17 protein-coding genes and 1 pseudogene are annotated in these 24,381 nt (G+C 62.0%); 10 read left to right on the top strand and 8 right to left on the bottom strand.

The annotated features are described in order from the left end of the window. Window positions 1–171: 171 nt before the first annotated feature. The 4 genes from AC13GA_RS03080 to AC13GA_RS03065 all read left to right on the top strand — a co-directional run bounded on the left by AC13GA_RS03080 (window position 172) and on the right by AC13GA_RS03065 (window position 4,622). Window positions 172–1,572: a site-specific integrase gene (locus AC13GA_RS03080; protein WP_482997495.1), complete on the top strand. Its 1,401-nt coding sequence runs from the start codon at window positions 172–174 to the stop codon at window positions 1,570–1,572. 85 nt (window positions 1,573–1,657) lie between these two features. Beyond that, on the top strand, window positions 1,658–2,029 hold the full coding sequence (locus AC13GA_RS03075; protein ID WP_482997494.1) for an H-NS histone family protein: 372 nt from the start codon (window positions 1,658–1,660) through the stop codon (window positions 2,027–2,029). Window positions 2,030–2,331: 302 nt separating this feature from the next. Next, complete coding sequence (locus AC13GA_RS03070) at window positions 2,332–3,288, top strand: reverse transcriptase domain-containing protein (protein ID WP_313208306.1); 957 nt, start codon at window positions 2,332–2,334, stop codon at window positions 3,286–3,288. Continuing rightward, complete coding sequence (locus AC13GA_RS03065; protein WP_482997493.1) at window positions 3,285–4,622, top strand: ATP-dependent nuclease; 1,338 nt, start codon at window positions 3,285–3,287, stop codon at window positions 4,620–4,622. The genes AC13GA_RS03070 and AC13GA_RS03065 overlap by 4 nt, the downstream gene beginning before the upstream one ends. A 41-nt stretch (window positions 4,623–4,663) precedes the next feature. Here the strand turns inward: AC13GA_RS03065 and AC13GA_RS03060 are convergent, their stop codons facing one another. The 4 genes from AC13GA_RS03060 to AC13GA_RS03045 all read right to left on the bottom strand — a co-directional run bounded on the left by AC13GA_RS03060 (window position 4,664) and on the right by AC13GA_RS03045 (window position 7,266). Then, complete coding sequence (locus tag AC13GA_RS03060) at window positions 4,664–4,834, bottom strand: hypothetical protein (RefSeq protein ID WP_482997492.1); 171 nt, start codon at window positions 4,832–4,834, stop codon at window positions 4,664–4,666. Window positions 4,835–5,071: 237 nt separating this feature from the next. Then, window positions 5,072–5,866, bottom strand: coding sequence for a hypothetical protein (locus AC13GA_RS03055; RefSeq protein ID WP_468211025.1), 795 nt, complete (start codon window positions 5,864–5,866; stop codon window positions 5,072–5,074). Between the two features lie 2 nt (window positions 5,867–5,868). Beyond that, the gene (locus AC13GA_RS03050; RefSeq protein WP_467324961.1) at window positions 5,869–6,702 is read right to left on the bottom strand and encodes a hypothetical protein; all 834 of its coding nucleotides are present in this window, start codon (window positions 6,700–6,702) and stop codon (window positions 5,869–5,871) included. A 234-nt stretch (window positions 6,703–6,936) separates the two neighbouring features. Next, complete coding sequence (locus AC13GA_RS03045; RefSeq protein ID WP_482997693.1) at window positions 6,937–7,266, bottom strand: helix-turn-helix domain-containing protein; 330 nt, start codon at window positions 7,264–7,266, stop codon at window positions 6,937–6,939. 130 nt (window positions 7,267–7,396) lie between these two features. Between AC13GA_RS03045 and AC13GA_RS03040 the strand changes: the two genes are divergently transcribed. The 5 genes and pseudogenes from AC13GA_RS03040 (at window position 7,397) to AC13GA_RS03020 (ending at window position 9,864) form a co-directional block, all read left to right on the top strand. Continuing rightward, the gene (locus AC13GA_RS03040) at window positions 7,397–8,149 is read left to right on the top strand and encodes a hypothetical protein (RefSeq protein WP_482997491.1); all 753 of its coding nucleotides are present in this window, start codon (window positions 7,397–7,399) and stop codon (window positions 8,147–8,149) included. A 29-nt stretch (window positions 8,150–8,178) separates the two neighbouring features. Further along, a complete protein-coding gene (locus tag AC13GA_RS03035; protein ID WP_482997490.1) occupies window positions 8,179–8,499 on the top strand; it encodes a hypothetical protein in 321 nt (106 codons plus the stop codon). 7 nt (window positions 8,500–8,506) lie between these two features. Then, the gene (locus tag AC13GA_RS03030; protein ID WP_482997489.1) at window positions 8,507–8,968 is read left to right on the top strand and encodes a cytochrome c oxidase subunit II; all 462 of its coding nucleotides are present in this window, start codon (window positions 8,507–8,509) and stop codon (window positions 8,966–8,968) included. Between the two features lie 12 nt (window positions 8,969–8,980). Further along, a pseudogene (locus AC13GA_RS03025) lies at window positions 8,981–9,235 on the top strand (hypothetical protein). Window positions 9,236–9,399: 164 nt separating this feature from the next. Then, entirely contained in the window at window positions 9,400–9,864 is a 465-nt protein-coding gene (locus AC13GA_RS03020; protein ID WP_164167238.1) for a hypothetical protein, read from the top strand. A gap of 86 nt (window positions 9,865–9,950) precedes the next feature. Here AC13GA_RS03020 and AC13GA_RS03015 read toward each other — a convergent pair whose 3' ends face one another. The 3 genes from AC13GA_RS03015 to AC13GA_RS03005 form a co-directional block, all read right to left on the bottom strand. Next, window positions 9,951–10,934 carry a hypothetical protein gene (locus AC13GA_RS03015; protein ID WP_482997488.1) on the bottom strand — a complete coding sequence of 328 codons (984 nt, stop codon included), beginning with the start codon at window positions 10,932–10,934 and terminating at the stop codon, window positions 9,951–9,953. After that, the gene (locus AC13GA_RS03010; protein WP_080150763.1) at window positions 10,931–11,140 is read right to left on the bottom strand and encodes a hypothetical protein; all 210 of its coding nucleotides are present in this window, start codon (window positions 11,138–11,140) and stop codon (window positions 10,931–10,933) included. The genes AC13GA_RS03015 and AC13GA_RS03010 overlap by 4 nt, the downstream gene beginning before the upstream one ends. A 589-nt stretch (window positions 11,141–11,729) precedes the next feature. Continuing rightward, a complete protein-coding gene (locus tag AC13GA_RS03005) occupies window positions 11,730–12,524 on the bottom strand; it encodes an isocitrate lyase/PEP mutase family protein (protein ID WP_046982826.1) in 795 nt (264 codons plus the stop codon). Between the two features lie 123 nt (window positions 12,525–12,647). On the opposite strand from AC13GA_RS03005, the gene AC13GA_RS03000 reads away from it, so the two are divergent. Next, complete coding sequence (locus AC13GA_RS03000) at window positions 12,648–13,091, top strand: GNAT family N-acetyltransferase (RefSeq protein WP_046982827.1); 444 nt, start codon at window positions 12,648–12,650, stop codon at window positions 13,089–13,091. Between the two features lie 55 nt (window positions 13,092–13,146). Here the strand turns inward: AC13GA_RS03000 and AC13GA_RS02995 are convergent, their stop codons facing one another. Beyond that, entirely contained in the window at window positions 13,147–24,030 is a 10,884-nt protein-coding gene (locus AC13GA_RS02995) for an autotransporter-associated beta strand repeat-containing protein (RefSeq protein ID WP_482997487.1), read from the bottom strand. Window positions 24,031–24,381: the final 351 nt, after the last annotated feature.

Genomic DNA, 24,381 nt, shown 5'->3' with positions numbered 1-24,381 from the left:
TGTTTTAGAGGGTTTCGCGCTGATAACGAATTCAGTCGTTTCCGAGAAGCAACCTCGTCAGCAACGCAACGCCTAGGGTGGTTACGCGGCGTGCAAATTTTTGTATCAACCCGGTTGACGAATTTACGGCCTGTTTTATCCGTACTTCCATCCCCAGATGGAAGTGAACCAATGACCGCCCTCCCCTCCTCCGCACTCACCGACTACATCGCATCGCCCTTCGGCACCCTTCATTTGGAAGGCATCCACATCGGTCGCTTCCGCATTGACCGAGCCACCATCCAAGGTCGCGAGGCGGCGATCAATCTCCAGGAATGCATCTTGGCTGCCTTGGACGAGACCGGCCGCAAGAACACCATGAAGAGCGGCACCCGGTATCCCCAGCAACTGTCCATGGGGACGCCGGCGCGTCCCTTGGCCAAGGAGATCGATGATCACCTGGCGGACATGCGCCGCCGGCAGCTGGATCCCAAGACCGTGCTCGCCACCGAGCGCACCCTGAAGCTTCTCCTGCTGACCTGCGGCAACATTTCGGCCTGCCGCGTGGATTACAAGCACATCCAAGCACTGTGGCAGCTGTTGCGCTGGACCCCGAAGAACCTGCTGTCTGATCCCCGATTGAAGCGCCTCAGCTACAAGGACGCGATCGCCATGGGCCAAGAGCAGGACGTGGCGCCCTTGGCTCGGGCCACCGAAGAGCGCCACCGCCGCTTCTTGGTCGCCTTCTTCAACCACCTGGTCAACGGGCAAGCCATCGCGTCCTCGCCAATGAAGGCCTTCCGCAAGCCCAAGGAGGATCACACCATCGATCCCGGCAAAGCCATCCGCCTGTTCGAGGACGGGGACCTGCAGGCCATCTTCGACCCGGCCTCCTTCATCCCCTGGGCGAAGAAGCCGCAGTATTGGTGGGCCCCTATGATTGGCCTTTACACGGGCGCTCGGGTCAACGAGGTCTGCCAGCTGAAGCTGACCGACATCCTCCAGGAGCGCGGCGTATGGTGCATCGCCTTCCAAAAGACCATCGATGAAGACCTCGCCGCGGATCCGAAGCGCCAACGGCGGAGCCGGCAAAGCATGAAGGGAGCCGGGTGCATGCGCATCGTCCCCATCGCCAAGCCCCTATTGGACGCCGGTTTCCTCGAGTTCGTCGAAGACATGAAGGCCACTGGCCACCCGCGCTTGTTCCCCCTCCTCTCTGCCGGCGTGAACCGCAAGACCGGAGAGACCAACGCGCGCTACAGCCAGCAATTCGTGGTGGATTTTGGCCGCTACTTGAAGAGCCTAGGGTTTGCCAAGGGGATCGGGTTCCATGCCTTCCGCCACACCCTAGCGACCGAATTGGATGTCAACGACGTTCCAGAGAAGGAGATTGCACTGGTCACCGGCCACAGCACCGATCCACGGGATCGCGTCCAGGTGTTGCGCAAGCACTACCTCCACAAGAAACCACAGGTGACGCGGAGCAAGCAGATCAGCGCCTTGGAGCTGTATCGGCCCAACGTGGAATTGCCGCGATACCAGAGGGGGCAGTTTGCCAATTGCTTGGCAGACTCCGACAGCTTCTACCCATGAAGACCCGTGCCACATCCGATTAGAGCCAGTGACAACCAAGGGCAATCCGGACTAGGCTGGTGCTTTGGATAGCAGGAAATACAAAATGCCTATCGATTTAACGGGATTGTCGGTCAAGGAGCTGCGCTCTTTGATCAGCACCGCAGAGAAGCAGCAGACCAGGATCCTGACACGACCTAAGGCTGCTGCTATGCGTGCCAAGATCAACAAATACGTCAAGGATCATGGCTACACGATCGAGGAGCTCTACGGAGTTCCCAATGCGGCAGCGCCCAGCAAGTCCAAGAAGACAAATGTGCGGAAAAGCCCTTTGGCTCACAAACTGGGCAAGGTGGCTCCGAAGTATCGCAACCCGACCAATCCGAACGAGACTTGGACTGGGCGTGGCAGACAGCCCAAGTGGATGGCCCAGCTGGTTGCCATGGGCAGATCCCCCAGCGACTTCCTTATCGCCTGACCTACGTCACGCTGGGCAGGTGGCTCAGTGCGGCGCAATGCTTCCAATTCCAGCCCCTGCCTTGAACAACCGATGGTGCGGGTGAACCCGCGTGAAGTTGTAAGCTAGCCGGGAACCATGCTAGGGTTATTCCATACCAGCGACCAGGAGTAGCTCCGGTCTAACGTCTGGTCCCTAGGGCGTTTTATCAACTTACGTATGCCCGGTCGCAGGCTCACGCCCGACCGGGCATTTCGTTTGTGCATTCCTGGCCGGTAATGGGCTACGCTTTCTTCCATTCTAGGAGCCATAGGCCGCAATTCATGACCCCGCAGCCGTTGCACAAGCTGTTCGACGCCATGTATCACGGCAAATACCGCTTCGACGAATTCTTGGCCCTTTCCCCTGGAGAGAACTACAGCCCGGTCAGCTGGAAGAGCCGCACCATCTACAAGCCGTCCAAAATCCTGAAGGACTTTCACGCCTTCCTCAACGGCTTTGTTTTAGAGCACCTGCCTGTCGACACTTCGGTCTCTTTTGCATATCGCAAGGGAGCGACCCTCATTCAGGCGGTCGAACCGCATGCGAACAGCCGAGCCTTCTTCCAGACTGACCTAGAGCGGTTTTTCGATAGCATCACCACTCCGTTAGTGCGCAAAGTTCTGGTAGAGAGCGCGACACCCGTTGCAGACCTTCATGATCACCTGGAGCATATCCTCGGGTTGCTTACCATCGATGGGAAGCTGCCTATCGGCTACTCCACCTCCCCTATCGTGAGTAACGCCTGCCTACTCTCTTTTGACCGTCGCATGGCCCAAATCAGCCAGGACCGAGGATGGATTTACACGCGCTACGCCGACGACATCATGCTATCCACTCAGGAGCGCGCCAATCTTTCGGACGCAGAGGCCGTCATTGAAGACTGCCTTGCTAGTGAGCTGGGCGATAAATTCAATCTCAATCCGGCAAAGAGCAAGCTGACAACGGTAGGTAGGAAGGTCAAGCTCTTGGGGCTGGTGATCCTGCCCACGGGTGCCATTGCCATTGATCGGGAAGTCAGGAACCGTATTGAGGCTTGGATCCACTTCTACCTCAGCGATCGGGCGCGGCTATTAAAGATATTTGAGGAAACGTATAGCCAAGGAATGGAAGAAGGGTTAGAGCGGCTCAGTGGCCTCATCAGCTATGCCCACGCCGCCGACCCAGCCTATCTTGAGAAACTTAGGAGCAAGTTCGGCACCACCGTCATTGACAGCCTCCTGCATAGGTCTGCCCAATGAGTCGCCTCCAAGTAACGCTTGACGCTATCCAGCACGTGGCGCATCTCCGCTTGGACGTAGATCTTTCCAAGAGCGGATTGATGTGCCTTGTCGGCCGAAACGGGGCAGGCAAGACGACCCTGGTGCGAGCTCTTCGGAACCTGTCCAACTCGGACACGTTCATACGGACAGCGACACCCTATGCCTTCTCTCAGAAGAGCCGGATCGTTTACGACCTAGACGGCGAGCGAGCAACGTTCACCTATAACAGCGCCCTCCGCTCTCTGGATTGTCGAGACAAGATCTCCAAGGAGTTACGCGAACTTGTGGACGCGGAGCTCCCGATGCCTTACGGATCTCGGTTCAACTACTTCAAAAGCGCCAGCGATGCTGATCAAGACATTCGCAAAGCCATTGCTCTAACAACCTATCATTCTCCCGAGGAGCTGATCGCCTTTTTGAACGCGGTCTACGAAACCGATCGCTACCTAGCAATGGCCGAAGTCCGGGTCAGGGGAAAGAGCTACTACGCTCTTGTCATGGATGATGGCACATACATCCGAGAGGATTACCTCAGTTCCGGGGAGCACTTCCTCATCAATCTTTACCGCACAATCAAAGGCTCTTCCAAGCTCTTGGTGATTGACGAGATTGACCTATCCTTGGATGCGGCCGCACAAGCGAACCTGCCCGGCTGGCTTCGTGAGTTCTGCGGAAAATACGATCGCAAGATCCTCTTCACTACTCACTCCCTCGCTCTCATGCGACAGCTTGAGGTCGATGAACTCTTTTACATGGAGGAGAAGGATGGCAGCGCCTCTATCACGCCCGCATCGTTCAGCCAATCCATGCTTAGGCTTTTCGGCTTCACCGGCTGTGACAGATATATCCTGACGGAGGACAAGACGCTAGTCGCCTTCATGGAACACCTTATTAGGCGATATTGCCCAGACACCCTGCTGACTGTCAAAGTAATTTTTATCGGCGGAGCATCTCAAGTCGCCGCACTAATTGATGGCAAGGATGTAGAGCAGCTTTTCGCTTCCCAGGAGAAGGTTGTCGGAATTTTGGACGCTGACCAGAGAAACGAGAAGTTCTCGGATCATCCTGGAATCCGAATGATTCCTCTAGAAAGTGTCGAGGATGCCATCCTGACAGCGAGCGTCGAGGACGCCAACTTCCCATTCCGAGCGGAGAGGAGGGATTTCACTAAGGGAAAAGATTTCAACCACTACCTAAAACAGCAAGGCGCTACTCAAGAGCAGATTTTCGATTATCTGATAACTAGGCACGAGGCGGCATTCGAAGATATTTCGGAATTTTTGCGCGACTTCTTGCCTCCACCTCACTGCTGATCGTAAACGCAGGCCTCCCGCTTCAGATAGCAGCACCCGAATTAGCTAGACGAATGGGCAAAGTCTTTAGTGAACTCCCACATTCGCTTAACAAGCCGCTCCTGCTCATCTTCCGACAGTCGCGACATCACCAGGATGGAGTCTGCCACGGGTTCGCTGACAGCGCGCAAGTAGGCGACGGGAAGCTCCAGGGCCTGCGCCAGCTTTGCCATGCTCTCGTTTTAGCCGAGCAGCTGTCGGATGCGAGCAAGCTCTCCGATATCCCGTCCGCCCATCGACCACTGGATTGGGCTTTCAGTTGTGGGCAACACAACATAAATGCCTCTCGCTCACCTTTTCTCTCTCAGTGAAAACGCAAAACTGCGTGCTCGCCCTTTCAAAGTCGAGTTGCGTGACCCCCAACGGATTCATGCCACACTATCAACCCCTGAGACGCGAAAAAGGATGTTTTACGCAGGACCAACACCCAAAACAAAGCCATGCGAATTCACGTTTACATGCTCTTTCTTCTTCCTGTCATGAACATAACCATTCGCGCAAGTGTAGGAAAATGCTGAACCCCTAGAGTGCTCCACGTCAAAGTGGAACCGCTCCGGAAGATAATACGAATATTTCCAATCCTGCGGAAATGGTGGCGAGCCATGGTGTGCACCGTAGTCGTCCCAGGATAGCCCAGCGTCATCTCTCCAAGCCTTCGCACCGCCCTTAGGTATCCGGTGAAGCTGCGGAAAGAGCGCCATTAAAGGCACAACCCTCTTCATTCCTCCCAAGTCATTGTATGCCTCCACAAGGCGCCAGAACTCACTAAGGCGAGAATCCAAGCTGAATGTCTTCGGGAGTATCTGGGGATCGTGGCAAGAAGTCGGCAAGACATTACTTCGCCACCAGTCCTCTTCTTCTAGGACTCTGATCATCACGTTATCGAACTGATCTTGTTGACTCAGCACTCGACCAATATCATCAAGCCATCTGAAGCGAAAAGATTGGCGGATTGCCTTGGACACTACCTCGGCCTGCCTACCGACGTGCGCGGGTGGACGAATACCCACCACATGAGCCCCCCCAGTGTTGGCTGCCATCCGAAGCACATCACTTACGTGTCCGGGCACCAACCCCGGCACTTTCCCTGACTGGAGGAACTTGAAATCCCAACCCGCCTTAGCTCGAACTGGAAGATGGCCGATCAGTTCCTTCGCCCTTCCAATTAACAGCCGGTCAATCCCTGCCAGCAGCATCGTAGCCATACTTATCTCTTTTGCGACACCAATTTCAAAACGATGTCTAGAGGCACAGATATTCTTGAAATATCAGCCTCAGAAACCTGCCCCGCAAGGGCGTGAATAAGCGAGACCAAATCTTGCTCGAAACGCACTGCCGGGATGGGGGCGACCGTTGATGCAGATTCTGCATCAACCAGCCAAGCAGTGTTCCACGGAATCTCGTTTTCCGCTGTCCAAAGCCGAAGCTTTTCAACAACTACACTCACACGATATCGATGCCACACCTTAGAAAGTCCGTGCGTTTTGATAACCGCAGAGAAAGAGGTAAGAGGTCGAGAAGCGTCAAGGGCTCGTATTAGCTCAGCGCGCGAGTTCTCATCAATGTCCGCCGATACGGCGAACTTCTTCCGAATATCAACCTCTCCTTCGAACGTAGTCGCAGGAAGTTGAATAACCCCTGAGGGGACCACATCACCTGACTTGATCTCCACGACGGCATCGAGCTCGGGATTAAAGTAGAAAGCTGATGACGATGACGGACTAAATTTCGTCAGCGCTGAAAAGAGGTCGGAGCGCACACGACCGCTTAACCCCTTACCGCTCGCCAAGAGATCTGGGCGATCCGCAGGCACAACGAGCACATCTTCACCAGGATGACTCTGAAGCAAGAGCATCTCTGGAAAATTTCCCAAGAACTTACTGAACTTTCCGGACTTGGGCGGCGGGAAAACCTCACCGCTTTCAACAACTATCTTTGCGACTAATTGCCGAAATTTTGCACCGGGAACCGGACGGGGTTGACCCTCCCAAGCAATTTTAAACGCTTTCTGAAAAACGTCCGCCCAGTCAATCATGTCCATTCCCTAGATCTAGATAAAGAAAAGGGACCCTAAGGTCCCAATTCTTATGAGTATATCCACGCTTCCAAGACGGGCACCTATGATGGCCGTAGCGGAGGGGTTGATAGCAGATGTGGGCCTGCTAAGCCGCGCCGCGCCGATCTTAAGCTTGACTTCCGGACACCCAAAAAATTGTGTTGAGCATGCGGAATCAACATCAGAATAGCAGAAGGTTCGCAAATTGGCAAGCCCCTCTCATTCTCCTTCAACAACAGGGAGTAGATTGGACTCCGCCGTCCGGAGCAGGACAGCAACAGCGGATCTTCGATCTTCAACAGACAGCTGAGAGAGAGCGAGAATTGCTTCCGCAACGGAGGCGTCTTCAGCCACCAAGTAAGCCATTGGAACGTCGAGCACTTTTGCCAGCCGGCTCAGCCCGTCCAAGTCAATCCCGCTGGCCTCGGTCTCATACCGGTTGACCCGGCTGCTCGCCAGTTTCTTATCGAGCCCCATCAGGACCCCCAAAGCACGCTGACTGGCGATGCCACGCAGCTCCCGCGCCTGCTTGAGCCGCGCGGCAAACAATGATCGTGGGGACGGATGAGGCACGTGAACCGCAGTTGAAATTTCGGGTGAACAGCATGACGTGGTCCCTCGATGCATGGCAGACTCTTCATGAAATGTAGCACCCTCCAACTCAACCGCAGGGGATTTCATGAAGAAGAACACCATGGGAGTGGCGGCCGGCCTTGCCGCGACGCTGCTTGTAGCCGCCACCGCCTTGGCCCAAGCACCCGCCGAACCAAAGCCCGGCTTCTTCCGCCAGTTGGGAAAGAGCCTGAAAGACGCAGGCCAGCAAGCACTGGGGGCCAAGCCGACAACCGTCTCCGCGCCAGCCACTGGCCTGCTGTACGCCCCGATCAGTGGTGCTGGCCGCATCAACGGGCTGTTCAAGAACGAGAACCACCAGGCCGCCCAGCAGGGCCGGCTGGACTGGCCGCGGGTCGCCCTGACCTTCCGCGAATGGGATGCCTCCCTTCCTTGTTGGACCGTAGAAGCCCGGATCTGGACCAGTGCCACCGCCTCCACCACCGAGACCTTCCGAGCCTGCGCGGATGCGGCGTTGACCGTTCGGGACGACCTGGGGGAAGAGGCGGAACTCAACAGCAACGCCCGAGCCAAAGCCACCGCCGACCTGATGGTGGGCCTGAGGGTACGCCCCGGGAAGCCGAACACCGGCGACGATCGGACCACTGGCCCTACCCCACCCCGTGAGCCCTTCAACGTGCGCACGACCCGCGACGGTGTGGCGTGGCAAGCCCGAAAAGTGGCTTTGAGCGCCGCTTGGGTGTCCGGCTTCTTGCGAGCTGATGACCTGTATCCCGGCCCCTCGGGAATGCTCACGCCCTTCCGCGACACCCGCATGTGGATCGCCGGCTTTGATCCGGCCGGCAACCGCGACAAGTAAGACCCCACCTCAACCAGGAAGAGATCCTCATGAACACGATCAGGAACATCGCTTTCAGCTTGACCGCCGTCTTTGCGCTGACGGCCTGCGGCAGCAAACCCTCCAACGAACAGGCTCAGAAGGCCATCACTGCCGAGTTTGAACGGGTGCTGGGAAGCCAGGTCTGGGTGAAGGAATACCGAGATTTCAGCCTCAGCGGCTGCAAGCAGTCGGAAACGGCCGACGGGGTGATCTGCGACGTGGGCGGCTCGGTCGTTCTCGACATCGGTGGCGTCGCCCAGGCGCGGCCGTTCGTCCAGCCGGTTCGCTTTTCGAAAGCATCCGGCGAATGGACCGCTCACAAGCTCTGAGGCCACCATGACCACGCGTTCTTACGCCCATGTCGGTTGCGCGACGGTCTTGCTGGGAGGCGCCGGCCTGTTGTTCGTGGCCGGCGGCCTTGAGGCCTTGCAGCAGCGAGCCCCGCTGGGCTGGCTCGCTATCGCGGGCGGCTTGGCCATCTGGGCCGTGTTGGGGTTTCTCTACTGGATCAACGCCCGGGCCTACCGACGCCAGGAAGAAACCGAGCGGCAATCGTACGCCCCTCCCTCGCCCAAGCGGGGTGGGTTCTGGACGGGCTTCTTCGTGACCTGGACGATCGTGGTGGCTGCCCATCTGGCCTCTTTTCTGGGCATGGGCTTCGCTGACCTGCTGCCAAATCCTGAGCAAGCCCGGGCGATCTTCAGCCTGCTCGTCCTGGCGCTTGTGCCGGCGCACGTGGTGGTGCCTGTCTTGGGCGGGGCCGTCTATGGCCTGGTCCGGTCAACGGCATTGAGGTAGGCCCTCGTCAACCTGCGCCAGCCCTTCCCTGGACCTTTCGGATTCGCCGTCGGGCCGCTCATGGCCCGACGCGCAAGCCGGAAGGCGGCACCGCGGCATCCGGCCGAGGCCCGTGTGGCTCAGGCGCGAGACAAGGGATTTGCGTGGTAGCAGTGGTGGGCTCTGACGGTGCTCAGCCTGATGGGCGCATTGGGGGCATTTGCCATGCTGAGCGGGTTGCAGATTCTCCTCGTTCGACATGCAAAGCCGATGATTTACCAACCTTGATTGATACGCCTTACCAGGCACACAAGGCCGTCCGAGAATCTGCGTTGGACCGAGCAACCAACCAGCCCCAAATTTGCCTCGCACCGGTCTGGATCCCCCAGTAGGATTAGGTGAAGGCCGGCTAAGCCGTCGCTCTCACCACACATCCAAGGAAAGGGATTTCTATGACGTTCTGGCGCATGCAGTTGCACCCTTCGGACAGCACCCGAGCAGTCGCTCATACCACCCGGTCACTCGGTTTGGGATACGTGGGATTGGACTTTGCAAGTCCCCCGGGCGATCTGACGGATGTGAAGCAACAAGACATCGACCAGAGCCAGCGAGACTACTGGGATTTCGCCCACTGCATGGAGGTAGGCGACATCATCTTAGTGGTCGCCCACCATTATCCGTGCGCATTGGCCCGGGTCACCGGGCCATATAACTACATCAGAGCTCCGGAAGCAGAATTGGGTGTGTGGTTCCGCCACTTCCGAAAGGTCGAAGTGCTGGGCTACTACGCGGATATCGTCACCCATCCCGCAAAGTGGGAGAAGACCACCATGACCGACACCATCTCCATTCTGAGGGATCCGGACAGTGCTTCTCACCAACTCATTTCCAAATGGCTCGCTAAGTTAGGCGAATGACACCGTGCAGGCATCACCGGGCAGAATTGGAGCCGCGGCTCTTCGCTTGCCATCCAATGCTTCGTGGAATCGCGCTCTGGAGCTGGCTATACGAAATGCACTTCATCCGTTTCCAGGGGAGTGGAATTGACGTCCGCTCCAGGCTTCACCTGCCGTCGTCGTAGCTTCTCAGCTGCTAGACAGGACAGACCTGCAGCAATGACCATGCTCAGTCCACCAATGGCGGACTTCAATCCGACGTAAGGCGACAAAAGCAGGAGAATGGGCAGTCCCAGATAGAAGGCGTGCCGGGTATTGTCCACAACCAGGGAAGATCGCTGGGGAGCAAGCTCTTTCCTGTCCGCCACGGCTTGAGTATGAGCCTCAGGCTGCTGGAACTGTTTGTAGAGCTCCAGATCGAAGGCCTGCGCGGAGATGATTTGCTTCATCGAGACTATGACCTGAAATATCTCCATGGTCGCGTCATCCGGCAGCTTGATGTCGTAGTAGGTCGTGAAGACCAGCTTACCTTTGTCATCCCTGTAGCCTGACGCAACAGGGGTCATGCCCACCCACTCCTTACCCACTCTCGGACCCGTGAACTCGTCCAACAGGCCGACGTAGACCTTGCTGTTGTCTAGGGTCAACGCAACCAGCGTGCCATCTTCTTCGCACTTGATAGCAAGGCTCTCGATGGCGTCAATCGCGCCGTGACGTGAGGCGATCAACTGGGCGAGTGATCGGGTTCGGACCAACGGAACATTGAGCAGGATTGGAAGCGAGGCCCCAAGGAGTAGACACCACAGAGTGATCGCGAGATGCAGAGTCAGCCCTTCAGCCGACTGCTTATCACTTATCTGAAGGGGCAACATCCCCTGGAGCTTGCCTAGATACAAGCTGTAGGTGGAATGCCGCAACGCCAACGCATGCAGCCCGGCGCTGATGCCGAACAAGTAAACCGAGCAGAGAGCAGCGCCGAAATACTGAGGGTGCCCCGGATGGTGGAGTGCCTCAAATCGCGTGTATCGCCACTGCCGATAAAAATACCAGCCCGCCGCCAAGAGGACGGCCAGCAGGGCCAAGCTCGTCATTTGGAGGACGAACCCTTTTCCTTGGCAACCTTGAGGTCGCGAAGATCACGTGCGGCGTCCAGCTGACGCTTCATGCGGCCAGACTTAAGAAGCCCATCACGGTTAAGCACAAGGGCACCGTCACGGTTGACCTCGTAGAAGGTGTCCTTCTGCCCTCGCTTGGCGATGGTGAACTGGCTAAAGAATTGCTTCATGTCGCTGATCATATGACCTCCAACGCCCAATGCAAGAGGGCCCCATTCAGCTTTCCAGTCTCTTCACTGCCTGTCTGAGCATCGCAACCAATGTCCTTACGGCGGCGCCTCCGCTGTCTTGGTAGACATCTATCACCCTTGCACAATGCCGGCCAGTGGACGGCTATGATGGGCAGGACACAACACAGGACACATGTCCGGTTTGCGATCTGTTGCAGGGTCAAGGGATTAGGTTCGGGTCGATCCGATCCCCCTCTCTCCGCCAGATAAACGCAAAAGGGCCGCCCACAGGGTGGCCCTTTTGCGTTTGTCTGGCGGATGGGATGGGTGGTGAGAAGCCACGCCGGGGTTCGACGGTTCTGCAGGAGCAGAACCGGACCGCCGCAGGCGGGTCCCGAGGCGCAACGCGTATCGGGATCGGGTGCATGGATGCACCCGACAATCCCCCTCTCTCCCCGCCCCTGTCGGGGCAGCCCCTCAACAGAGGGGCTTGTTCCTCCAGCTGCATCAGTAGATCCACACCATGCGTGGATGACTCGGCCCGGTCGAATCGACTATCCGCCCATGCCCCAGCCTCCCGCTGCTCCCGTCCCCAGCACCCTCACCCTTCGCTGAACAGGTGGTTCAAGGCCGCATACCCCGGTGCGCCCTCGGGCATCGCCATCGTGCCGCCGAGAAAATCCGTGGTCGCCGCAACCGTCGCCGCCCATGCGTGCATGAACAACGCGGGCCCTGCACTCAGCCGCCGCACGCCGGCCTGCGACAGCGCAGCAAGCGACGCAATTCCAGGCAGCCACATGAGGTTGAGGGGCAGCGGCACGGCGCTGGCAACCGCATCAGCCTCGTCCAGCGCACGCAGCCCCGGCACAAAGCCGCCGTCGGCACCGGCACGTGCATAGGCCTGCAGCCGATCGATGCTCATCCTGACTGCCTCATCACCTCCGGCCAGGCTGCGCAGATACACATCGGTGCGCGCATTGATGAAAAGCGATCGCCCGCAAAGCGCCGAGCGGATGGCAGTGATCTTGTCCACCAGCGCCGCAGGACTGCCGGCGCCGTCTTCGATGTTGATCCCGACCGCACCCGCCTCCACCAGGCGCAGCACCCGCGCAGCGACCGCATCGGGAACATCGCTGTAGCCGTCCTCGATATCGACCGTGACCGGCAACGAGACCACACGAGCGATTTCGGAGACCCGCTGCAGCAGCGCGGTATCAGGCAGCGCACCGCCATCGGCATAACCGCAGGACCACGCCATCGCAGCACTCGATGTTCCCACCGCGCGAGCGCCCTGCTGCTGGACCAGGCGGGCGCCACCGGCATCCCATACGTTGGGCAGCACGTAAAGATCGGCGCCGTGGTGGAGTTGCACGAAACTGGCGTGAGCGTTGGACATGGAACCTCCTGATGACGGGGACCTGCAGTCTGCCTCCGAACCGGTTTCCGGGCTCGCCATGTTCAGACATCAATGGCACGGACCTCGCGCACAATGTGTCCGCCACCACCCTGACGTTCCTTCATGACACCCCGCCCCTACTGCCGCAGTGACGTAACCGCCTGCCTGTCGATTTTCGACAGCAACGTACCCACCTACTTCGCGCCCGAAGAGCGCAGCGACTTTGAACGCTTCCTGCGTGAGCAGGCAATGGACTGTGCATTCCAGGTCATCGAGCGCGATGGCAGCCTCGTGGCCTGTGGCGGCCTGTCGCGACGCGGTGATGGCAGTGCCGGTTTCTGCTGGGGCATGGTGAAGCGCGCGCTGCACCGGCAGGGGCTGGGGCGCGAACTGGCGCTGGCGCGCCTGCGTCAGGCCGAAACTGATCCAGCCATCAATCGCATCACACTCAGTACCAGCCAGCACACCCAGGGCTTCTACGCCGGTCTGGGCTTCCAGGTGACACGTGTGGTGCCCGATGGCCACGGCGCCGGGATCGACGCCGTGGAAATGGAACGGGTGCTGTAGGCTCCCGCAGCCGGCAGATCCACGCAGGCGTGGATCTGCCGCTGGCATCCCCTGCTCAGAATCCGACGCGCAGGTTGATCTGACCACCAACATCGCGGCGACCATCGCCGTGCTGGCCCTGCACGAACATCGACAGCTGGCTGTTGCGGCCCAGGCCGACCGCCACGCCCAGCTGGCTGACCAGCGCATTGCGTGCCATCACCGCGCTGTACACATCGAACGCGTTGCCACCGACCGCGAAGCGGTTGCGGCTGGCCACGTCGGTATCGCCCGATGCATGCTGCCAGCCGAGGCCGACCGTCAGCTGCGCCGGGAAGCGCTCGCCACTGCCCACGTCCCAGCGCCCACGCACGCCCACGGTGCTGACATTGAGCGTGTCCTTGCCGCCCTCCAGCACCAGCGCAGCACTGCCGCCCTGTTCCACCGCACGATCACTGTCGACCCAGTGCTTGGTGAACTGCACATACGGCTGCAGCTGGGTCCTGCCGCGGGTCCAGGTCCAGCTGCCTTCCACCTGGGCGATGGTCACGTCCGAATCCTGGCGGCTGTACAGGGTCTGGCCCAGCAGCGGCACCTCACGCGTGGTACGCGTGCGGTAGTCACCGCGCGATACGCTGCCACCGACCGCGAAGCCGTTGCTCCACTGGCCCTGTGCATACAGGCCGAAGGTGTTGCCACGCAGTCGGGCCCGCGAGCTGCGATCGTACAGGCGCGTATCCAGCCGTTCGTTGCCGGCCGCTGCACCCAGCACCACGTGCTCGCCCAGCTGCCAGTCCACGCCTGCCATCAGCGCATTGCGGTTGGAGCGGATGTCATCGCCGTTGCCGTCACCGTCCTGGCGGAACACCTTGCCACTGCCGGCCAGCCAGGCCGACGCGCGCTCGCCGCGCACGGTCGGAAGCTCGCTGCCCAGACGCTGGCGGATGCCTTCTTCCAGGTAGTTGTCATACAGCAGCACCGCACGGCTGGCCGCATGCACTTCACCGGACAGCTGGTCGAACGCCGCGCGCGCGGTACCCGCGTCATACATCAGCAGCGTGTTGTACAGCCCCAGTGCCGAGCCACTCTGCGGCAGGCTGTCCAGCGCTGCAGCGGTGTTGTACTGGTTGCGCGTCTTCGCCGCCGTGGTGAAGGCCGCGGTCTGCGCCACATCGATCTGCAGATTGGCCGTGTTCGCCGTGTAGACCGGAGTGATGGTCAGGAAGGCCGACGGCGTCTTAGCCGAAGCGAACTGCCCGCTTACGCCACCGCCCGCATTGATCACGGTGTACTGCTGGCCCTGCTGGTAGCTGGTGCTCGGCGAAATGGTGTTCACCTGCACGGTGCTGCCACCCACGTTGGCACTGCCACCCACCTGCACCGTGTCGCTGCCGGTGGCACCCAGATCGATGCCCAGCGTGCTGCCCGGCGACAAGGTCAGGTTGCCACCCACCGTGATCGTGCCGGTGCCGTTGCCCGCACCGCTGCCATTGCCCGGGCCATTGCCCGGCGACAGCACGCCACCGCTGGATACCGTCACGCCACCGCCGGTACCACCGATGGTGCCGGTGCCGGACAGCGTGGTGCCGCTGCCGATGGTCCACTGGCCGCCGATGTTGCCGGTGACATTCAGGCCACCGCCGGTGACCTGGCCGGTGCCGCTGAAACCACCGCTGTTGCCGCCGAGGTTCAGGCCGCCCGGACCTGCCTGCACGATGCTGCCGCCACCGCTGATGGTGCCGCCCAGCGTGGTGGTGCCACCGGTGTTGATGACCAGGCCACCGTTGTTGGTGATGTTGCCGGTGATTGAACCGCTGGCCCCACCGTTGCCCACCTGCACGGTGCCGCCCGCATTGATGGTCGTGCCACCGGTATAGGTGTTGTTCCCGGTAAGCGTAATGGTGCCGTTGCCAGCCTGGGTCAGGCCACCGCTGCCACTGATGGTGCCACCCACGGTGGTGTTGCCACCCACGTTGAACACCAGGCTGCCGTTGTTGCTGATGTTGCCGGCGATCGATCCGCTCGCGCCGCCGTTGCCAACCTGCAGCGTGCCGCCGGTGTTGATGGTGGTGCCGCCGGTATAGGTGTTGTTACCGCCCAGGATCAGCGTGCCGCTGCCAGCCTGGGTCAGGCCGCCGCTGCCACTGATGGCGCCGCCGACGGTGGTGTTGCCACCCACGTTGAACACCAGGCTGCCGTTGTTGGTCACACTGCCGCCGATCGCACCGGTGGCGCCGCCATTGCCGACCTGCAGGGTACCGCCGGCGTTGATGGTGGTCGGGCCGGTATAGGTGTTGTTGCCGGTCACGGTCAGCGTGCCGCTGCCGGCCTGGGTCAGGCCGCCGCTGCCGCTGATGGTGCCGCCCAGCGTGGTGTTGCCGGCCACGTTCGACAGCAGCGTGCCGTTGTTGGTGATGTCACCCACGATCGAACCGGTCGCACCACCATTGCCCAGCTGCAGCGTGCCGCCGGCATTGATGGTGGTACCGCCGGTGAAGGTGTTGTTGCCGGTCAGCAGCAGCGTACCGCTACCAGCCTGGGTCAGGCCGCCACTGCCGCTGATGGTGCCGCCCAGCGCGGTGTTGCCAGCCACGTTGGAAATCAACGCACCATTGTTGGTGATGTCACCAGCGATGGCGCCGGTCGCACCACCGTTGCCGACCTGCAGCGTGCCGCCGGCATTGATGGTGGTGCCGCCGGAGTAGGTGTTGTTGCCGACCAGGGTCAGCACACCGCTACCCGCCTGGGTCAGGCCACCGCTGCCACTGATCGCGCCGCCGACCGTGGTGTTGCCCGCCACGTCGAAGACCAGGCTGCCGTTGTTGGCGACGTTGCCGGTGATGGCGCCAGCCGCGCCGCCATTGCCGACCTGCAGCGTGCCACCGGCGTTGATGGTGGTGCCGCCGGTATAGGTGTTGTTGCCGGTCAGGGTCAGCGTGCCGGCGCCGGCCTGAGTCAGGCCGCCGCTGCCGCTGATGGTGCCATCCAGCGTGGTGTTGCCGGCCACATTGGATACCAGCGCACCGTTGTTGGTGATGTCACCAACAATCGCACCCGTCGCACCGCCGTTGCCGATCTGCAGCGTACCGCCGGCATTGATGGTGGTGCCGCCGGTATAGGTGTTGTTGCCGGTCAGCACCAGCGTGCCGCTGCCGGCCTGGGTCAGGCCACCGCTGCCACTGACCACGCCGCCCACGATTGCGGTGCTGCCCAGGTTGTAGACCAGGCTGCCGTTGTTGGTGATGTCGCCCAGCACCGAGCCGGTGCTGCCACCGTTGCCAATCTGCAGCGTGCTGCCACCATTGATGGTGGTGCCGCCCGTATACACATTGTCGCCGCCCAGGGTCAGCGTGCCGGTGCCGCTCTGCACCAGGCCGCCGGTGCCACTGAGCACACCGCCGAAGGTGGTGCTGCCGTTGTTGCCGCCCGTGGTCAGGGTCGCACCGCCCAGCACCACGCTGGATCCGGTTACGCCGGCCAGGCCTCCGATGCTCTGGCTGCCACCGGCACTGATGTCCAACGTGCCGGCGCCAGTCAGGTTCACCGTGCTCGCACCCGACAGGCTGCCACCGGCCGCCACCGCCAGCGTGCCGCTGTTGATGGTGGTGGTACCGTTATAGGTGCTGGCACCGCCCAGCGTGACCGTTGCTGCGCCATCCTTGAGCAGGCCGCCAGCGCCGCTGATCGGGCCGTTCAAGGTCAGCGCGTTGCTGCCGGCCAGAGTCAACGTGCCGCTGGCCAGCTGCACGGTATTGGCCAGCGTCAGCGCGCTGGTGCCGTCCAGACTGGCGTCGCCACCCACGGTCAGCGTGCCGGTTCCCAGTGCAGCGTTGTCGCCCAAGGCAAGGCCACCGGCGTTGAGTGCCACGCCGCCACTGAACGTGTTCGCGCCGGTCAGGGCCTGCACACCCGCCCCGTTCTTCACCAACCCGCCGGTGCCGGTAATGTCACCAGCGAAGGTGGTGTTGCCCACGCCATTGAGGGTCAGTGTGCTGCCGCCGAGCGCGACCGTACTGCCGGCAACACCGGCCAATGATCCGATGCTCTGCGCACCACCGGCAGAAATGTCGAACGCTGTACCGGCATTGGCCAATGTCACCGCGCCATTCGATGCCAGGCTGCCACCGGCGCCAATCGCCAGCGTGCCCGCATTGATGGTGGTGCCTCCGGTGAAGGTATTGGCTCCGGTCAGGGTCTGGGTGCCGCTGCCCTCCTTGATCAGCCCACCGGTCCCCCCCACCGAACCACCGAAAGTGCCATTGACGGGACCACCAATGGTCAAGGTGTTGCCGCCCAGATTCACCGTACCGTTGCCGACCAGGGTGCCGAACTGCTGCGTGCCGCTGCCCGCCGACAGGTCGAAGGTCGCGCCCGAAGCCAGGTTGACGATGCCACTGCCATACAGGCTCGCGCCAGCGCCCAATGCCAGCGTACCGGCATTGATGAAGGTGCCACCGGTATAGGTATTGGTACCGTTCAAGGTCAGCGTCGCCGCGCCGTCCTTGGTCAGCGAACCAGTGCCGCTCAGGCTGCCGTTGAGGGTGAGGTTGTTGCTGCCGAGTACAGTCAACCCGTTGTTGAGGATGAAGTTGTTGGCCAGCGTCACCGCGGTGTTCGAATCGAGCGTGGCATTACCCCCCACCGTTACCGCGCCGGTGCCCAGTGCAGCATTGTTGCCGACCACCAGGCCGCCGGCATTGAGCGTTACGCCACCACTGAAGGTGCTCGCACCATTGAGCGTCTGCACGCCAGCGCCGTTCTTGATCAAACCACCGTTGCCGCTGATCGCGCCATTGAAGGTGCTGTCCACCGTGCCGCCCAGGCTCAATGAGCTGCCACCGAGGGCCACGGTGCTGCCGGCCACACCTGCAAGCGAGCCGATGCTCTGGTTGCCGGCCGAAATGTCGAGGGTGCCGGAACCGGCCAGGTTCACCGCACCGGTCGACGCCAGGCTGCCACCAGCACCGATGGCCAGCGTGCCGCTGTTGATGGTGGTGCCTCCGGTGTAGGTATTCGCACCGGTCAGGGTCACGGTAGCCGCACCGTTCTTGATCAGGCCACCGGTACCCGAAATCACACCGCCCAGTGTCAGCGCCTGGCTGCCGAGCAGGTCGAGGTTGACGCCCGCTGCAAGCCCGATGTTGTTGGCCAGGCTGACGCCTGTCGTTGCATCCAGCGTCGCGTTGCCGCCCACCGTCAGCGCACCAGTGCCGAGCGCAGCGTTGTTGCCGACCATCAGGCCACCGCCGTTGAGTGCAACGCCACCACTGAACAGATTGGCGCCACCCAGCGTGAGGATGCCGGCGCCATTCTTGACCAGGCCGCCGGTGCCGGAAATCGCACCGTCGAACACGCTGTTGCCGATGCCGCCGAGGATCAGCGACTGCGCGCCCAGGCTGACCGTGGAGCCGCTCACGCCGGCCAGCGAACCAATCGTCTGGCTGGCGCCGGACGCCGAGATGTCGAAGCCGGTTCCCGCCGCAGTGAGCGTCACCGCCCCGTCCGCAGCCAGGCTGCCACCCGGACCAATCGCCAGCGTGCCGGCGTTGATGAAGGTGCCGCCGGTATAGGTATTGGTGCCGGTCAGCGTTTCAATGCCCGAACCGACCTTGGTCAGGCCACCCGTGCCAGCAATCGAGCCACTGAACGTGCCATTGGTGGCACCGCCGACTTCGATCGAGTTGGCACCAAGGTTCACCGTACCGTTGCCGACCAGCGTACCGAACACCTGCGTGCCGCTGCCGGCAGATAGATCCAGCGTGGCACCGGTGGCGAGGTTGACGGTACCACTCGCCGCCAGGCTGGCACCGGCACCCAGCGCCAGCGTGCCGGCATTGATGTTGGTGCCACCGGTGTAGGTGTTGATGCCGTTCAAGGTCAGCGTCGCGACGCCATTCTTGGTCAGGCTGCCAGCCCCGGAAAGGACACCGTTGAGTGTCAGCGCATTGCTGCCGAGCACGGTCAGCCCGGCATTGAGCGCGATGTTGTTGGCCAGCGTTGCCAGGCCGGTGGTGTCCAGCGTGGCGGCACCGCCGACGGTCAATGCACCGGTACCCAGCGCCGCGTCGTTGCCGAGCACCAGCCCGCCTGCGTTGAGCGTCACGCCGCCGCCAAACGTGTTGGCACCGGACAACGTCTGCACGCCCGCGCCCACTTTGACCAGACCGCCGCCGCCACTGATCACGCCATCGAACGCGGCGTTCGTCGCTGTGCCGAAGGTCAGCGAGTTTGCGCCCAGCGCCAGCGTGCTTCCACCCGCACCGTTGAGCGCACCGATGGTCTGGCTGCCACCGGCACCGGAGATATCGAAGCCAGCGCCTGCGCCCAGCGTGACATCACCCGCTGCGGCAAGGCTGCCACCCGCCCCCAGCGCCAGTGTGCCGGCGTTGATGGTGGTACCTCCTGTGTAGGTATTGGTACCGGACAGCGTCAACGTGGTGGCACCGTTCTTGATCAGACTGCCATTGCCGTCGATCACACCCGACAGCGTCAACGCATTGCTGCCCGGCAATGTCAGTGCAACGCCCGAGCCCAGCGTGACTGCATTGCCCAGTGTCACCGCGGCGCCTGCATCCAGCGTGGTACTGGCATTCACCGCCAGCGCGCCGGAACCGAGTGCGCCGTTCGCACCGACCACCAGGCCACCACCGTTCAAGGTCAGGCCACCACCGAAGGTATTGGTGTTGTTGAGCGTCAGCAGGCCCGTACCGTTCTTGACCAGGCTGCCGCCACCGGCCAGCACGCCCGCCAGGCTGAGGTCATTGCTGCCTCCCAGCGTCAGCTGCGAACCCGCGCCGAAGTTCACCGCATTGGCCAGATCCAGCGCAGCCGTCGTGTCCAGGCTGACGTTGCCGCCAATGCCCAGCGCCCCCGTACCCAACGCCCCGGCATTGCCGAGGATCAGGCCGCCAGCATCGAGCGCGACGCCGCCACTGAAGGTATTGGCTCCGGACAGCGTCTGCACGCCCGCGCCAGCCTTGATCAATCCACCACTGCCATCGATGAGACCGGCAAAGCTGCCGTTGCCGGCGCCGCCGAAGGTCAGCGTCTGCGTGCCCAGCGCCACATGGCTGCCGGCGATGCCGTTCAATGCACCGATGGTCTGCCCTGCACCCGCCGCGGAGATGTCCAGCGTCGCGCCGGCACCGGCGAGGTCCACCGCACCGGCGGCGGCAAGACTGCCTCCCGCGCCGAGCGCCAGCGTACCGGCGTTGACCGTAGCGCCACCGAGGAAGGTATTGGCACCGGACAGGGTCAGCGTCGAGGCGCCGTTCTTGATCAGGCCACCGGTTCCCCCCACCACGCCGCTCAGGGTGAGGTTGTTGCTGCCCGGCAGGGTCAGCGTGTTGGCGCCCAGGTTCACTGCATTGACCAGCGAAACCGGCGCACTCGCATCCAGCGAAACATTGCCGCCGATGTTCAGCGCACCGGTCCCCAGTGCACCGCTGGCGCCAACCGACAGGCCGCCCGCGTTCAGCGCCAGGCCACCACTGAAGGTGTTGCTGTTGTTCAACGACAGCACGCCAGTGCCGGTCTTGATCAGGCCACCGGTGCCGGTGATCAGTCCGCCCAGAGCAACATTCTCATTGCTGGTCAGGCTCAGTTGCGCACCGGCGTCGAGATCGATGGCATTGCCCAGGTTCAATGCCACCGTGCTGCCCAGGGTCGCGTTCGCGCCCACGGCAAGCAACCCGGTTCCCAGTGCGCCAGCGTTGCCCAGCATCAGGCCACCGCCGTTGAGCGTCAGCCCACCGGCGAAGTTGTTGGCGCCGTTGAGCGTGAGCGTGCTGGCGCCGTTCTTGACCAGGCCACCGGCTCCGGAAACCACCCCGCCGAGCGTGATCGCCTGCGAACCCGGCAGCGACAGCACAGCCCCACTGCCCAGGGTCACATTGTTGGCCAGGCTCAGCGCCGCGCTGCCGTCAAGCGACGCACTGCCACTCACGTTCAGGGCACCAGTGCCAAGCGCGCCGCCATTGCCAAGCAACAAGCCGCCCGCGTTGAGATTCAGTCCCCCGCTGAAAGTGTTGGTGCCATTCAAGGTCAGCAGCGAGGCACCGTTCTTGGTCAGGCTGCCGGTGCCGGTGATGTTGCCGCCCAACGTGAGGTTCTGGCTGCCCGGCAGGGTCAGCGCCGCACTCAGGTTGATGGCATTGCCGAGGTTCAGTGCGGCCGAGCCATCGAGCGTACCGTTTCCACTGACCGTCAACGCACCGCTGCCGATCGCACTGTTGTTGCCCAGCAGCAGGCCGCCCGCCGCCAGATTCACGCCCCCACTGAAGGTGTTGGTGCCGCTCAGCGTCTGGATGCCCGTGCCCTGCTTGACCAGGCCGCCGGTACCGGCGATCACGCCCGCGAACGTCTGGTTTGTGGCATCACCGAAGGTGAGCGTGCTGCTGCCCAGCGTCACCGTGCTGCCGGCGATACCGGACAGCGCGCCGATGGTCTGGTTGCCGCCGAGCGAGATGTCCAGGTCCGCGCCAACGCCGGTCAGGTTGACCGCACCACCGGCCGCCAGGCTTCCGCCGCTGCCCACCGCGACCTTGCCGGCATTGATCGCCAGACCGCCGGTGAAGGTATTCGCGCCGCCCAGCGTCAGCGTGGCAGCACCGTTCTTGACCAGGCTGCCGGTACCACCGATGGAGCCGCCCAGCGTCAGTGCATTGCTGCCCAGTACATTGAGCAGGCCACCTGCACCGAGGTTGATGCCATTGCCCACGCTCAGCGCCGCGCTGGCATCGAGCGTTGTCACACCGCCAACATTCAACGTGCCGGTTCCGAGCGCGCCGGCATTGCCCAGGACCAGGCCACCGGCATTGAGCCCCAGCCCACCACCAAAGGTATTTGCACCGTTGAGTGTCAGCGTGGTCGCCCCATTCTTGACCAGGCTGCCGGTGCCCCCGATCACGCCGTTGAACGTCAGCGCCTGGTTGCCGGGCAGATTGAGGATGCTGCCCGCCCCCAGGTTGACCGCGTTGGCCAGTGCAAGCGCTCCCGTGGTTCCATCGAGCGTCACGTTGCCGCCGACGCTGAGTGCACCGCTGCCCAGCGCAGCAGCATTGCCCAGCAGCAGGCCGCCGCCGTTTAGCGCGACGCCACCGGTGAAGGTATTGGCACCAGACAGGGTCTGGGTACCCGTACCGACCTTGACCAGCGCGCCGCCGACACCGCCGATGACGCCGGAGAAGCTGGTGCTGGTGTTCAGGCCACCAAGGGTGAGGCTGTGCGCGCCGAGGTTGAGCGCACCGGATCCGGCGAGTGAGCCGATGGTCTGGCTGGCCGCAACCGAGAGATCGAGGTTGGTCCCTGCGCTCAGCGAGATCGCACTTGTCGGCGACAGGCTGCCACCGGCGCCCAATGCCAGCGCACCACCGGTGACCGAGAAGGAGCCCGTGAGCAGGTTGGCACCATTCAAGGTGAGCGTACCCGGCCCCGCCTTGACCAGGTTGCCGGCGCCGGAGATCGAACCGTTGAGGCCGAGACTGTTGTTGCCGAGCAGGTTGAGCGTGCCGCCCCCGCTGACGATCAGGTTGTTGCTCAGGTTGAACGCGGCGGTGGTGTCCAGCGACGCCAGACCACCCACGGTGAGGGTGCCTGAGCCGAGAGCACCCGCATTGCCCAGCAGCAGGCCACCGGCATTGAGGTTGACGCCGCCGGAGAACAGGTTCGCGCCGCCGAGGGTGACGATGCCGGTGTTGTTGACCGCCAGGCCGCCAGCGCCTGAAAGCACGCCCCCCAGGCCGAACGCATTGGTTCCGCCGAGGGAAAGGTTGCCGCCAAGGTTGAAGGCGTTGGTCAGGTTCAGGCCCGCCGTGGAGGCGGCAATGGCACCGCCGTTGGCCGTGAACAGCCCGGTGCCGAAGGAGGCAGCATTGTTGAAATTGACCAGACCGTCATTGAGCGTCGTGGGCCCGGTTCCGGTCCAGGCTCCCTGCAGGTTCCATGTACCGCTGTTGACGGTCAGCCGCTGGAAGTTGAGGTACTGGTTCCAGCCCAGCGTGGTCTGCGCCCCGCCGGTGCCGGAGCCTGGGCCGGTCGGGCTGTTCTGCAGCACCAGCGTGTTGTTGGCTGCACCAGTACCGACACCTGCGTTGACCGTACCGGCCGCTGCCAGCGAGACCGAGATACCGCCCAGCACATCGATGCCCGCCGACGCCCCGGTCCCAGTTGCCACATTGGACCCGGATACGGCGGTAAAGATATTCCCCAACGTGGAATCGCCGAGGTAGACGCTGCCGGTGATCGTGCCGCTGTTGGTCACCGAATTGCCTGCCGCCGATCCGGCGAGACCGACCCGCCCGGTAATCCCTCCGGTATTGCTCAGAACCGTTCGCGCGCCGCCGTAGCTGACGATGGCCGGCGCATCGGCCGTACCGATTCCGCCCAGCAGGAAATTCATGTTGACGGTGCCGGCGTTGTTGATCGTGGTGACGCCACTTGCGCCATTCTGCACGGACAGCGCACGCCCACTCGCACCCAACAGGGCGGCGACATCGATGAAGCCCTGCAGGGTGCCGGTCGAAGTGTTGTCGACGGTGATCGTCTGGCCACTCGCATTGCCCAGCACCGCGCCGGAGGCGGCAAAAATACCTACGCTGGTACCGATCGTGCCGTTGTTGGTGAGCTGGATGCCGTTACCGCTCAACGTCATCGAGTTGCCCAGGCCGGCAGTGCTTCCTACATTCGCGCCGGCCGCCACGGTTACATTGACACCATTGGTGGCATCCGCGAAGTTGTTGGTGGTACCCGTGCAGTTGATATTCGGTCCCGGTGTCGAGCAAGCCGCGAACGCCGAACCACTGGCCAGCGTGGCAGCCAATGCCACCGCCAACTGGTGCGCCCGCAATCGCGGCACCCGCCCTGCGCAGACCGCGCTTCCGCCGGGATTCTGGGCGACCTCCGAAGCAACCTGCATTACGCCGAGGGCACGATTGAAAACCAGACGGTAAATGCGGTTCATCGGTAAATCTCCATGAAAAGACCGGATGGCACTGCAGGCAGGTTCTTTTGAAGACAATGCGGCCCACCCCGGTTCCCGACATGGGAACAAGGCCTAGCTTCATTAACTTCTGAAAATCTTCACATCTTCACGCGACCGCACCTGGAACAGGCAGGCCAACGTGTCCGTCAAGGCGAAAACTCCCCGATTTCGGATGACGAATGGCGGCACTGTGCGGCCGATGGCGCCAGCGGCATGTGAATCAAGCTCGTTATTTTCATGACGCACGTCAAATAAAACGGGCGGACAAAATGATTTTGCCGAAAATGCATATACCTGCAGCAGGCGGAGATTCCTTTCTCCGCCCAACTA

This window comes from Stenotrophomonas sp. 22DLJC03 (genome assembly GCF_056861405.1).
Note: the sequence above shows the minus strand (reverse complement) of the source record. Positions and strands in the feature narration are given on the sequence as shown.